This is a genomic window from Pseudomonas sp. TE21435, from assembly GCF_056279265.1.
This window is the reverse complement of record NZ_JBWBQZ010000001.1, coordinates 1214018-1226269: the sequence shown is the minus strand read 5'-3', so window position 1 is coordinate 1226269 and position 12252 is coordinate 1214018. Positions and strand designations below refer to the sequence as shown.

The following is a 12252-nucleotide window of genomic DNA, read 5'->3' as shown; positions in this document are numbered from 1 at the left end:
GAGTTATCTCGAGCAAGTGCGTGAAGCGGACTGCTGTGAGGCATGCCCGGCAGGCGCCGGACTGGCCCACACCCTTCAGAGTGCCGCGTCTACCTTTTTGGCTGCGTCTTCGCTGACCCAGCTGTGCCAGATTTCGGGGTGCTCCTTGAGGAACGCCTTCGCCAGTTCCGCCGACTCGATGCGGTCCCTGGTCATACGCGCCAGGTTCTGGTTCAGCAGATCGATCGGCAGGTTGACCTTTTCCAGCACCGCCACCAGTTCCGGTGCCTGCTCGTGGAAGGTCTTCGACACGCCCACCTTGATGGTCACGGATTTATCCACGCCTGGCTTTTCGTCCAGCTTGACCAGGTCGGCCTGGCCCATCAGCGGGGTTGGCGACCAGTAGTAGAAGAGGATCGGCTCGCCACGCTTGTAGCTCGAGAGCACGGCGGCATCCAGTGCCGGGCCGGTGCCCGGGCGGAAGTTGGTGTAGGTGTTTTCCAGGCCATAGCTCTTGAGCATCTGGCTGTTGTCCAGCTCGCAGGTCCAGCCGGCCGGGCAGTTGTAGAAGCGCCCCTTGTCCGGTTCTTCCGGGTCCTTGAATACCTGGGCGTATTGCCCCAGGTCGGCAATGCTCTTGAGGTTCGGTGCCTTGGCTTCGAGTTTGCGCTTGGCATCGCCTTCGATCACATAACGCGGCACATACCAGCCTTCGACCGCGCCAACCACCGGCGAGCCGACACCGACGACCTTGCCGGCGGCCTGCGCCTTGTTCCAGACCTCGCTGCGCCCTACCCACTCCTCGGCGAACACCTGGATATCGTTGCTGCTCAGGGCGTTCTCCATGGAGATGGAGTTACCCGGCAGGCTGTCGGTGTCACAGCCATAGCCATTTTTCAGCACGAACTGCATCACCTCGGTGAGCAGCATCCCGCTTTCCCAGTTCAAACCGGCGAACTTCACCGGCTTGCCAGACTCGCACCAACCGGCGGCCTGGCTGGCGCCAGCGCACGCCAGGAGCCCTAGAGAAAGTGTCGTGGACAGCAGAGCTTTTGTAATTGTCATTGTGACGCTCCCAAACAAGATGATCACTGCGCAGGAGAAATATTTCACAACGATAAAAGAGGATAAAATAATAAGTCCTGATGCATCACCACGGAAAAAGCTATGAAGTTCACACTCAGGCAGCTTCGCTACGCGCTCGCAGCGGCCAAGCACGGAAACCTGACCACTGCCGCCATGGAGCTTCATGTTTCACAGCCTTCCATCTCGGCGGCCATCACCGAACTGGAGGAAGTACTGGGGCAATCCATCTTCATACGCCAGCGTGGCCTCGGCATATCGCTGACCCCCTTCGGTCGTACCGTCATGGTGCAAGCGCGTCGCGTGCTGGCAGAGGCCCAGACCTTTGCCGAGATCAATGCCAATGCAGACGAGTGTGTCGGGGAACTGGTGGTGGGATGTTTCGAAGATCTGGCGCCCTATTGCCTGCCACAGATTGTGCGACGGATGCAGCAGTCCTGCCCAAGGGTCACGGTCGATATGCGCGATGGGAGCTTCGATTATGTGGGCAAGCGGCTCAGTGAGGGCGCGATAGAGCTGGCCATCACCTATGACCTGGGTTTACCGCCGAACACTCAATGCACCCAGCTGTGTCAGCTGACCGCCCAGGTGCTGCTGTCGGCCGATCACCCGTTGGCCAAGGCGCCGCGCGTCAGTCTCAAAGCGCTGGCCGAATACACCCTAGTCGTCACCGATCAGGTCCACAGTTGGCAGCATGTGTTGGATCTGTTCAGCTTTTACGACATTTCACCCGCTGTTGTGCACCGTGTGCGCACCTTTGAGTTGCAGCGCAGCCTCGTCGCCAATGGCTTTGGCGTGGCGCTGATTTATACCCGGCCATTTGGTGACCATAGCTACGATGGCCAAGCGCTGGTGTGTCGGCCGACTCAGGAGAAACTGCCAACCCATAGCATCGTACTGGCGCATGATCAGCGCTACCCGCTGACGCCTTCGGCCGAGGCGTTCAAGGAGCTGGCGGTGGCATGGTTCGCCGAGCGACCGTCGTTTGCATCCGAAGCCGTTAGCAAGCACGGTAATTGACCGAAAGCGGCCATGAGGCCAGCCTCATGACGTTCGACAGGTAAGCCTACGAGCCTTGTGGCGTCGAGACTGCGACAGCGTCCGATCTTCAGCGCTGTGAGTCAAAAACGTGGTCAACTCGGGATCCATAGGAAACCCATCCTCCAACCATTTGAGCGCTAACCCGGCCCAATAGTCGGAATGTGACATCAGCGCTGTAACGACCAGCGGCTGCAATGTTATGTCGGCAGGCAGTATGTATTTTTCTCCGAGGGCTTTTAACGCGCGGGGCAATTGTTGCGCTGCTTGTTCTAATGGTTTTTCCAGCAGAGGCAGTAACCATACGTAGGTGAATGCCTCTTTCATCCTCTCTCCAAGAATACTGATGGCTGTGCTTTGTATGACATAGGTTGCGTTGACCGACTTCTGCCTGCCGTCACCTGCGCTATCCGGTTACGTGGAATTGCGTGCTACTTAACCAACGCACGTACTCGTTGAGCCATCTCATTGGCATGATCAGGTACAGATATTGAAATGCCCAGATAGTGCTCAAGATGCAGGGTAAGCGCCTGCTCGCCTACCATCAGATCCCAGTAGCGCTGATCCAGGCCGTCGAATTTTTCCTTCCAGTAACCGCCCAGCCCTTGCTCAAGCTGCTGAGCCACGTTCTCGAAAAATTCCCAATCTGCGTGCTCTGATATTTCTATGATCGCCATGCGCCACCTCACCAAGCGAATGCAGATTTTCGTGGTTCTTGCGATCGGCAGCAATAGGGCGTAAGCGGACGGTCTCGAAAGGCCGCAATGGATCGAAGTCCGCCAGGTGGTGTACCTCTCCCCCTTTGGGCTGTTTTGCAGCCCTTCGCGGTTGACCCGCTCCCGCAGGTACTGCGCCAACTCCAGAAATTGCGTGGCCCAAGGAGAGCCGGCTTGGCTTGTCGAGGCGCAAGACAGCTTGCGCCCCGAGTAAACCTTCGGTGCTGTTCAAGGAACTGGATAGAAGCCTCTGCATTCACGTCCTAATGGGCCGTCTGCAAAGGTGTTGCCGCTGCAACAGTCCAAGCCGTCGCGCCCCACGTAGGTACCCGCCCTACACGCTGCAGGCAGCAGCTTCCTCCAGGTTTTAGTCCCTGCGTCGTTTCTGCCCGTGCCATTCAGCTCGTAGGTGCAGTCATGCTTGCGCTTCTCTGCATTCGGCACCTGTTGGTTATAGGCTGCTTCCCCGAGCTGGAGACATTTCTTGAACTTCGGGAGATCCAGTTCGCGTGCAGCCTTTGCCTCTGCAATGATTGCGCTGCATTTGGGGTCGCCAGGTGTAGCGAGGCAGTTGATTCGCCCACTCAATGCCTTGGCTCTCTCCCTCAAACTTACGCACTCCTTTGCCAACAGCGGCTGCGCCGGTGTGCTGGCACACGCTTGCTGATAGAACGCCGGGGTGAAGTCGAACGTATCAGGGTGCGGGCCACTCCCCCGGTACATGACGTTCAAGCACTGCTTTTCGCCGGACTCGAAGCAGATGCGACACGCTTCTCCCTTCACACACTTGCTGTACTTCGTCCCTTCCTTGTGAGCGAACGCTGTTCCATTCATGGCGTTGGAGAAGACGACATGTGCGTCGCAGTTGGCGGGACAAGAAACCCCATCGTCGTAGATCGTGATTTTCTTGACCTCTGCCTGGCTGGCCGGTACCGCCGCTGTGAGGAACAGCATTGAGAACAGGAGTCGGATAAGCATGTGACCCTCCGTGGAACGTGCATGAACCGCTGCTCTTTCGACCTTACCCTCCTCGATAGGCAGGAAGGCATTCAAAGAGCCTAGCAGCCATACTGGCACAGTGCCCTGTGCTTCACCCCGTCACCACCTCATACCTCACCCGATGCGCCTCGGTCGGCAACGGCACCTCCCACTTGAACATCATCCGCCGTATATCGTCATTGCGCAGCGATGTATCCCGGCGCTGGTTACGCCGCATGATCTCCTCCTCCGGCCGCTCCAGGTAGACGATCTCCACCTGCGCCCCGTAGCCGTACAGCAAGTCCAGCGTCCGGCTGCGCATCTGCGCCGACAAGTGCGTCGAGTTCCACACGAAGGGCCTGCGCTCGCGCAACAGCGCCTTGGCCCGGTCGATGGCGTAGTGCGCGGCGGCGCCTTCGTTCTGGCCATGGCGCAGGCCCAGGGCCTGGCGCGCGTCGTCGAACGACACCACCGGCAGGTCCGGGTGGTGTCGGGCAGTCCAGGTGTCCTTGCCGCTGGCCGGCAGGCCGGAGAGCATCACCACCGGGGAGCCCTGGGGTTCGTGCAGCGCATAGTCCGGGTGCACGCGGGCGCCACGCAGGTACTGAATACGCGTGTAGTCGTCGGCAAACGGCCTTGGGCCGTACAAACACCCCTCCTCTGCGGCCAGTTCGCGCCACAGCTCGATGGCGGTCAGCACATCGGCCTTGCCGGCATAGTGGCGGCCCTGCATGTCGGCCTCAGCCACTGCGCAGAGCATCCACACCGGCAGTTCCCAGGACAGCTTGTGCAGCAGAAACTCCGCGCTGCGTCCGCTGCGGTCGCCCTGCAAGGCGAAGAACGGCAATTGATGCACAGTGATGATCCGGCAGATCTGTTCGCGCAGCGCGAACGGCACGCCAGCGCGCCACAGCAGCAGGCGTGCATCCACCGCGCCCCGGCGCGAGTGGCCGGGTTGGCCGATACGCCCGGTCTGTGGGTCGATCATCGTGGTGTCGGGCTTGGCGATGTCATGCAGCAAGGCGGCGAAGAACAGCACGAAGCGCTGCTCGGCGCTGGCGTCGCGGTAAGCGCTCTGCGCCAGCAACGCTTCGACCACCAGCCGGGTATGGACCCACACATCGCCCTCGGCATGATAGGTCGGATCCTGCGGGGTGTCGGCCAGGCGTGCCAGGGCCGGGATGGCCGCCAGGCAGGCGGCGCAGTCCATGTCGTGCCCGGGGTCGGGCACCAGTTGTTGCAGTCGAATATCCATTTCAGAAAGCTCCACAGTCGCCGCGGCGTTCGCCGTGCCAGTCCAGGGACAGGCGCGGTGCGTAGAGATCGACGCCTGCGGCCAGTTGATTGGGTATGAACGGTTGGTTGGCATGGTGCTGGTCAGCGTCGAGGATGGCCTGGACAAAGTCCTGGCGCACCCACTTGAGCCGGCCCAGGGTCTGGCGCTCGTCTTCGAGCTTCAGGTACAGCCCCTCCATGCGGCTCGAGCGGTCGCATTGGCGCCAGGCGCGGGCCAGGTCGAGGCCTTCGCGGCGTACCACCTGCTCGAACACTTCGCGCCAACGCGCAGTCTTGGCCAGCGAGTCGCCGAGCAATGCCATCAGCTCGGCGTAGCGGCGCGGTGCCGGGCCTTCGTACAGCACCGGTACCGACAGCACCGGGCCGTCCGCGAGCAGATGTCGGCGCGCCGCGGTGGACAGGAACTGGCCTGTGGCGCGGTCCCACACGTCGAACTCGCAGAAGAAATGCGGCAGGTGGTCGTAGAACACCGAGTGCTTCTTGTGCAGCCACTCGCCATACAGCACGAAGCGGTCTTCAAGACGCTCCAGCAACCAGTGCTCGTGGGCCACGGCCCATTGCTTGAACAGGTTGAACTGGCGCTCGCGACCACCGCCGCTGAGGTAATGGCCACGCGATTGCAGGCGTAGCTCGCCGCCGTTGGTAAAGCTGATGCCGGCGTTGGCGCCGTCGAGTTTCTCTTCCACCACCAGCCATTGGCCAACCAACGAGCCATAGGCCACCTGGCCGGCATCGCTGTCGCCGTCCTGCAGACGCGAGCCTTGCAGATGCGCTGTGCGGGGGTATTTGAGCAGTTCGAGGGAATGTGCGTCGGCACGAAAATCCATGTTCATGGGTTTCTCCTTGGAAATAGGGAAAAACCGACGACAGGATCAGGCAGGTACGAGGATGAAGCGCCGCCGCGCGCAAGCACGGGCAGCCATCAGGCACGATGGACCGTCGTCGGTATCAGGCGTGTTTGATGGCGCAGGGCACTGGCTTCACCACTTTGGGGAAAGGTTGCGGGGATTCGAGGGCGCATATTCAACAGCAGGTATTAGTCGCGGGTCAAGCCCTCAATAGCAGCAATGTGATAGCATCTGCGCGCCCCTGGAGGGGCAATTTTTTGATATCCCGCAAGGAATACGCTTCGTGAAAGACTTCGTCATCAGCGTCAACAACATCGTTCTCTACATCTCCCTGGCCGTTATCTGGCTGTTCGCGCTCATCACCCTGTTCACCGGCGGATTCCTGCCAGCCCTGGGTGTCTTCGTGGCCGGCAGCCTCGGATGGTGCATAGTCTCCGGCTTCTGGTTCGTCCAGTCCGCCACTTACGAAGAGCTGCGCAAGCTCAACGCCAGCAAGGACTGAAGCATCCGGGCGGCTAGGCACCTCGCCTCGCAGCGCATGGCCGCCCTCCTCCAAGCCTGGAACCGTTATCGGCCGATCAGTACCGCCTCAGCCTTTATTGCGCAGTGCCTCGACCAGTTGCGCCTTGGTCATGCTCGAACGCCCCTTGATATCTTTGCTTCGCGCCTCTTTCATGAGGCTTTCCTTGGTTTGCGTACCCAGTGACGCACCTGACTCACGCGCATGGCCCTGACGCGTTTGCGCCGCCCGCTTGGCCGAATCGGCGCGTGCTGTCTTCTTTTCGCTCGGCGATGTCTTGCTGCCCGACCCACCGGCCTTGTCACCGCCGCCGGACTGCTTGTTGACGGTAGCCCAGGCGCGAGCCTCGGCCTCGTCCTTGGACAGGCCCTTGTGCTCGTAGCTTTGCTCGATGTGTTCGGCCTTGCGCTTCTGTTTCTCGGTGTACTTGCCTTTGTCTCCACGGGGCATGTCGTTCACTCCTGAGTGAGTTTGGCTGAACGGTTGAAATGATTGCCACGCCCGAAGTGCGATCGACAGGACGAATGGTCGGCCACCGCAGGTTCTATTCAACGTGATAGTCCGCACCTGCCACCGCCTTCACGAACGCACGATCGGCAAGCCGGCGCAGGTCGCGCCACTCGGTCCAGTCGATCAACCGCTGCCGATCCATCTCATCGGCCTGGCGCAACAGTTCGTCGTGGTAGGTGCTTGGACAATGCCGACGCAGGGCGTGGTTGTCGTAGGTGTCGAACCAGCGGTTGATTGCTGCCAGCCGGCATTGCGCCGGGGTCATGGGGTCGCTGAAGGCATTCATCGCGGGCCGCCCTGCTTTCTTTAACGGAAGATGGCTGCGCGCCGTACGAGGTTCCGTCCAGCCGCCTGGATGGTCACCACAACGCAATGCCACTGGTGATCTGCGCCTGAACTTTACCGCGCTCCCTGGCTTCCCCTGCATAGACCCGTCACCACAGTGCGCAGGAGATCCAACCCATGAGAGCTTTGATCTGTCGCGGTACCCGCGATGTCCGTATCGATAGGCTTCCGGATCCGGTCGACCTGGATAAGGACGGCCGTGTTTTTCGCGCTACAGCCACACGGAGCGTGCTGCCATGATCGATCCCGCCACCGGCATGAAGCCGGGAGGACGCTATGCCGTGGACAACCTCGAGCGGGTGCATCCGTTCACCGGCTTCTTCCTCGACGGCAAGTACTACCTGGGGCCGGAACTGCTGACCGCCGTGGGGTGGCTGGAGGGGCGGCGATTCATCTATGACAACCTCGATGCCACGGGCGAGCCGGTGTTCGCGAACCGCATCGCCGGCGAGATCAAGGACCTGGTATTGACCCTGGCGGACGGCACTCCCCTGGCAGTGTCGCGCCTCAAGCATTGGCCCCCTGACGAGGGGGCCGGTGAAGTCGAACAGCCCGGACAGCGGCCATCGACACCTGAAGCCCCAGCCTTCGCAGCGGTGCAGGGGCGGCGTCTGCTGGCGGGTGTCGAGCGCTTGCAACGCCACCCCGCAGCCATCCTGGCAACCGCCTTGGCCCTGGGATTCGTGGCGGGCTGGGTGCTGGCGGCACTTGAGCGCAAGCGCCAGTAGGCGGACCAGGCACGCGTGCGCCCTACCCTGGTCTGCGTCTGTCACTCACGGCCATGTGAGGCTTGAAGATCAGCGTAAAACTGCCGGTCAGGCGCGCACGCAATTCTTTGGGCATGGTGTATCCGAAGTGGACAAGCCATGCGCCGTCACCCAACAGGAAGGTATCGCCCCGATAGCGCTTGACCTCGGTTTCGCTGATGCCGATTTCCATTGCCACTTCCAGATCGGTCGGGGTGGTCACCATTTTACAAAGGCCTCGGGCAAAATTTTTATTGGAAGGTAAACAGCGCGTGTTCGACTTGAATAAGGGCGCTTTCCCCCCCGGGCGTTCAGGCCAAGTCGCAAGTGTCGGACGAATGGCAGCTGCTGTAACGCGGTGGAGCGCTGGCAGGGTCAAGACGTTCCATAAACCCAGCCGTGAAAATCCGATCGACCTCTTGCCGCACCTCGACGTCCCATGAAAGGACGCTGCACATCCCCGAGGGCAACCAGGAGGCGAGCCACTCATGAATGACCGCATCATTGAACTGTTCACCGATACCACGCTATTCGGTATCTCCATCCTCAACCTGCTGCTGGCGTTGGGTGTCGCCGCCCTGACCTTTGTCGCGGCGCGGGCGGCGATCAGCTTCGTGCAGCGGCGGGTGCGCCGCTGGTCCGAACACGACGGCGCGTTCAGCCAGGTGCTGGCCAAGGTGCTCGGCGGCACCAGCAATGCCCTGCTGCTGCTCGCCTCCCTGCTGGTGGGCCTGGGTATGCTCGACCTGCCTGAGCGCTGGCTGGCCCGGGTGGGCAGCCTGTGGTTCGTGGTGGCGGCGCTGCAGATCGGTCTATGGGCCAACCGCGCCATCGCCCTGGGCCTGCGCCGCTATTTCGCCCGGCACGGCAACGAGGGGCTGAACCAAGGCAGCGCGCTGGCCACCCTTTCGGCCTGGGGCGCCCGGGTACTGCTGTGGTCGGTGGTGGTGCTGGCCATGCTGTCCAACCTGGGGGTGAACATCACTGCCTTCGTCGCCAGCCTTGGCGTGGGTGGCATCGCCGTGGCGCTGGCGGTGCAGAACATCCTCGGCGACCTGTTCGCCTCGCTGTCGATCGCCGTGGACAAGCCCTTCGAGGTGGGCGACTTCATCGTCGTCGGTCCCCTGGCCGGCACGGTAGAGCATGTCGGGCTGAAGACCACGCGGATCCGCAGCCTGGGCGGCGAGCAGATTGTCATGGCCAATGCCAGCATGATCAGCAGCACCATCCAGAACTACAAGCGCTTGCAGGAGCGACGCATCGTCTTCGAGTTCGGCTTGTCCTATGACACCCCCACCGATGCCGTGAAGAAGGCACCCGGCATCATCGAGGAAGCGATCAAGGCACAGGGCCAGGCGCGCTTCGACCGCGCGCATCTGCGGGGCTTCGGCAAGGAGGCGCTGGAATTCGAGTGCGTGTATATCGTCAAGGACCCCGGCTACAACCTGTACATGGATATCCAGCAGGCCATCAATTTCCACCTGCTGGAGCGTTTCTCCAGGATCGGCGCCAAGTTTGCCGTGCCGGTGCGGGCGATCAAGGTCACCGCGTTACCCCAGGAAGACATGCTGCGCTTCAGAGAGGCCTGAATACCGTGGGCTGGAGATCAGCGCCATAGCGTCATCAGGGCGCCTTGTGCGCCGGCCACCGGATCTTGCGCTGGCCTGGACACGGCGGCAATGCGCGCCAGCGCCTGGTCGTATGCGCCGTCCTCGGGCCGTTGGATGGCGTACTTCTCCTGCCCCTGCGGATAAGCCCCCACCACCAGAAAGTCATCGCTGTGCTCGACACAGCAATGGCCGGTGCCGGCCGGCAGCACCAGGACATTGCCCGCTCTCACGGTCAACATCTGGCCGCCCGCGCCGCCCAGTGTTACCCGCGCCTGCCCGCAGGCCACCCCCAGCACCTCATGGGCATTGGGGTGGAAATGCTGGTAGTCGAAGATGCCGTCGCGCCACAGCGGCGTCCATTGGTGGGCGGCGAACAATGCCTCGAAGGCGCCCGCGTTGTCCTCGGCCGGTGCAAGGCGCAGGCGGTAGAGCAACACGGCGAAGCGGCTGTTCGGCGTCGCGCCGTCATCGGCGAAATGCAGCGTCTTCTGCGGCTGGGTGGTGCTGTCGAGGGCAAGCATGAGGGCCTCGCGATGAGGTTGGGCGATACCCTTGAGAATCCGCTGCCAGCGTCGAGGTTCCTGCCGGGCGACCAGGTGCATCCAGTGAAACTTTCCCCTTCGCGGCCCAGTCCAGGCCCTATCCATCACTGACAGGGACACGACGATGACAACGACGGTAGGTGACTTCCTGGTCGAGCGTTTGTACCAGTGGGGCGTGCGGCGTATCTACGGTTATCCGGGCGACGGCATCAACGGTGTGTTCGGCGCGTTGAACCGGGCCAACGGCAAGATCGCGTTCATTCAGGCCCGCCATGAGGAAATGGCCGCGTTCATGGCCAGCGCCCACGCCAAGTTCACCGGTGAGCTGGGCGTATGCATCGCCACCTCGGGCCCCGGCGCCTCGCACCTGCTCACCGGGCTGTACGATGCACGCATGGACCACCAGCCGGTGCTGGCCATTGTCGGCCAGCAGGCACGGGCGGCGCTGGGCGGGCACTATCAGCAGGAGCTGGACTTGCTGTCGATGTTCAAGGATGTGGCCGGTGCGTTCGTGCAGCAGGCGTCCACCCCTGCCCAAGTACGCCACCTGCTCGACCGCGCGGTGCGCACGGCCGTGGGCGAGCGCCGGGTAACCGCGATCATCCTGCCCAATGACCTGCAGGACCTGCCCTATGAAGCGCCCGCCAGGGCCCATGGCACCGTGCACTCCGGCGTCGGCTACAGCAAGCCGAGGGTGCTGCCCTACACGGCTGACCTGCAGCAGGCCGCCGACGTGCTCAATGCCGGGCGCAAGGTGGCCATCCTGGTCGGTGCCGGCGCCCTGCAGGCGAGCGAACAGGTGGAGGCGGTGGCCGAAAAGCTTGGGGCGGGCGTGGCCAAGGCGCTGCTGGGCAAGGCCGTGCTGCCGGACACGCTGCCCTGGGTCACCGGTTCCATCGGCCTGCTTGGCACCGAGCCCAGCTACAAGCTGATGACTGAATGCGACACCTTGCTGATGATCGGATCCGGCTTTCCCTATTCCGAATTCCTGCCCAAGGAAGGCCAGGCCCGCGGCGTGCAGATCGACCTGCAGCCCGACATGCTCGGCCTGCGCTACCCGATGGAGGTCAACCTGGTCGGTGACGCCGGCGAAACCCTGCAGGCGCTGCTGCCATTGCTCGAACACAAGCCCGACAGGCGCTGGCGCAAGAAGCTCGAAGGCTGGCGCGCGCGCTGGGACAAGACCCTGGAAAAACGCGCCCTGGCCAAGGCCGACCCGATCAACCCGCAGCGGGTGGTGCACGAACTTTCCCCGCGCCTGCCGGATGCGGCCATCGTCACCAGCGACTCCGGTTCCTGCGCCAACTGGTTCGCGCGTGACCTGATGATCCGCCAAGGCATGCAGTGTTCGTTGTCCGGCGGCCTGGCATGCATGGGCGCCGCCGTACCCTATGCGATCGCCGCCAAGTTCGCCTACCCGCAACGCCCGGTGATTGCCCTGGTAGGCGACGGTGCCATGCAGATGAACAACCTGGCCGAGCTGATTACCGTGGCCAAGTACTGGCAGCAATGGGAAAACCCCATGTGGATCTGCGCGGTGTTCAACAACGAGGACCTCAACCAGGTCACCTGGGAGCAACGTGTCATGGAAGGCGACCCGAAGTTCGAGGCCTCCCAGTCCATACCCGACGTGCCCTACCACCTGTTTGCCATTTCCATCGGCCTGCAGGGCATCTTCGTCGAGCGCGAGGACGAAGTCGCCAGTGCCTGGGAACGGGCCTTGGCCGCCGACCGCCCGGTGCTGATCGAGTTCAAGACCGATCCCAACGTGCCGCCGCTCCCCCCGCACATCAAGCTGGAGCAGGCAAAGAAATTCGCCAGCACCCTGCTCAAGGGCGACCCTGACGAGGTTGGGGTGATCGTGCAGACGGCCAAGCAGGTGCTGGGCGCGGTGCTGCCTGGCAAGAGGTGATGCCAGCCTTCCGGGAATCCGCTGGAACTTCACGCCAGGCCCGAGGCCTGCCCTTTCAGACCTATCAAAAAAGGAGACACGACGATATCCCCGCCTTCAACGAGCAGTTGATCGCAGCGCTGGGCCGCT

The 12252-nt window shown here is 62.3% G+C and carries 14 protein-coding genes and 1 pseudogene; 5 read left to right on the top strand and 10 right to left on the bottom strand.

The window, feature by feature from the left end; genetic code table 11:
• Nucleotides 1-75: 75 nt before the first annotated feature.
• Complete coding sequence (locus ACZ9C1_RS05580; RefSeq protein ID WP_476253707.1) at nt 76-1044, bottom strand: ABC transporter substrate-binding protein; 969 nt, start codon at nt 1042-1044, stop codon at nt 76-78.
• Between the two features lie 102 nt (nt 1045-1146).
• Between ACZ9C1_RS05580 and ACZ9C1_RS05575 the strand changes: the two genes are divergently transcribed.
• Entirely contained in the window at nt 1147-2082 is a 936-nt protein-coding gene (locus ACZ9C1_RS05575) for a LysR family transcriptional regulator (RefSeq protein ID WP_258701590.1), read from the top strand.
• 24 nt (nt 2083-2106) lie between these two features.
• Here the strand turns inward: ACZ9C1_RS05575 and ACZ9C1_RS05570 are convergent, their stop codons facing one another.
• The 5 genes from ACZ9C1_RS05570 to ACZ9C1_RS05550 all read right to left on the bottom strand — a co-directional run bounded on the left by ACZ9C1_RS05570 (nt 2107) and on the right by ACZ9C1_RS05550 (nt 5923).
• A complete protein-coding gene (locus ACZ9C1_RS05570; protein ID WP_476253706.1) occupies nt 2107-2427 on the bottom strand; it encodes a hypothetical protein in 321 nt (106 codons plus the stop codon).
• A gap of 104 nt (nt 2428-2531) precedes the next feature.
• Nucleotides 2532-2777 carry a DUF3630 family protein gene (locus tag ACZ9C1_RS05565; RefSeq protein ID WP_102682061.1) on the bottom strand — a complete coding sequence of 82 codons (246 nt, stop codon included), beginning with the start codon at nt 2775-2777 and terminating at the stop codon, nt 2532-2534.
• Nucleotides 2778-3044: 267 nt separating this feature from the next.
• Nucleotides 3045-3794 (bottom strand): hypothetical protein, encoded by a 750-nt coding sequence (locus ACZ9C1_RS05560; protein ID WP_102681977.1) that lies wholly within the window; start codon nt 3792-3794, stop codon nt 3045-3047.
• Between the two features lie 112 nt (nt 3795-3906).
• Nucleotides 3907-5049 carry an AAA family ATPase gene (locus ACZ9C1_RS05555; protein ID WP_457377591.1) on the bottom strand — a complete coding sequence of 381 codons (1143 nt, stop codon included), beginning with the start codon at nt 5047-5049 and terminating at the stop codon, nt 3907-3909.
• 1 nt (nt 5050) lies between these two features.
• Nucleotides 5051-5923: an RNA ligase family protein gene (locus ACZ9C1_RS05550; RefSeq protein ID WP_457377590.1), complete on the bottom strand. Its 873-nt coding sequence runs from the start codon at nt 5921-5923 to the stop codon at nt 5051-5053.
• 298 nt (nt 5924-6221) lie between these two features.
• Here ACZ9C1_RS05550 and ACZ9C1_RS05545 point away from each other — a divergent pair, with 298 nt between their 5' ends.
• Nucleotides 6222-6440 (top strand): hypothetical protein, encoded by a 219-nt coding sequence (locus ACZ9C1_RS05545; protein WP_050705559.1) that lies wholly within the window; start codon nt 6222-6224, stop codon nt 6438-6440.
• Nucleotides 6441-6527: 87 nt separating this feature from the next.
• Here ACZ9C1_RS05545 and ACZ9C1_RS05540 read toward each other — a convergent pair whose 3' ends face one another.
• Together ACZ9C1_RS05540 and ACZ9C1_RS05535 are read right to left on the bottom strand one after the other, a co-directional pair.
• Nucleotides 6528-6908, bottom strand: a complete 381-nt coding sequence (locus tag ACZ9C1_RS05540) for a termination factor Rho (protein ID WP_110704365.1) — start codon at nt 6906-6908, stop codon at nt 6528-6530.
• Between the two features lie 94 nt (nt 6909-7002).
• Nucleotides 7003-7254 (bottom strand): hypothetical protein, encoded by a 252-nt coding sequence (locus tag ACZ9C1_RS05535; RefSeq protein WP_277504099.1) that lies wholly within the window; start codon nt 7252-7254, stop codon nt 7003-7005.
• Nucleotides 7255-7549: 295 nt separating this feature from the next.
• On the opposite strand from ACZ9C1_RS05535, the pseudogene ACZ9C1_RS05530 reads away from it, so the two are divergent.
• Nucleotides 7550-7820: pseudogene (locus tag ACZ9C1_RS05530) on the top strand (short chain dehydrogenase); the annotation flags it as partial.
• Nucleotides 7821-8063: 243 nt separating this feature from the next.
• On the opposite strand, the gene ACZ9C1_RS05525 reads toward ACZ9C1_RS05530, so the two are convergent.
• Nucleotides 8064-8285, bottom strand: a complete 222-nt coding sequence (locus tag ACZ9C1_RS05525) for a hypothetical protein (protein WP_110704363.1) — start codon at nt 8283-8285, stop codon at nt 8064-8066.
• A 262-nt stretch (nt 8286-8547) separates the two neighbouring features.
• Here ACZ9C1_RS05525 and ACZ9C1_RS05520 point away from each other — a divergent pair, with 262 nt between their 5' ends.
• Nucleotides 8548-9648, top strand: coding sequence for a mechanosensitive ion channel family protein (locus ACZ9C1_RS05520; protein ID WP_277504098.1), 1101 nt, complete (start codon nt 8548-8550; stop codon nt 9646-9648).
• A 17-nt stretch (nt 9649-9665) separates the two neighbouring features.
• Here ACZ9C1_RS05520 and ACZ9C1_RS05515 read toward each other — a convergent pair whose 3' ends face one another.
• A complete protein-coding gene (locus ACZ9C1_RS05515; RefSeq protein ID WP_476254556.1) occupies nt 9666-10190 on the bottom strand; it encodes a cupin domain-containing protein in 525 nt (174 codons plus the stop codon).
• A gap of 145 nt (nt 10191-10335) precedes the next feature.
• On the opposite strand from ACZ9C1_RS05515, the gene ACZ9C1_RS05510 reads away from it, so the two are divergent.
• Nucleotides 10336-12123, top strand: coding sequence for a thiamine pyrophosphate-requiring protein (locus ACZ9C1_RS05510; protein ID WP_277504095.1), 1788 nt, complete (start codon nt 10336-10338; stop codon nt 12121-12123).
• Nucleotides 12124-12252: the final 129 nt, after the last annotated feature.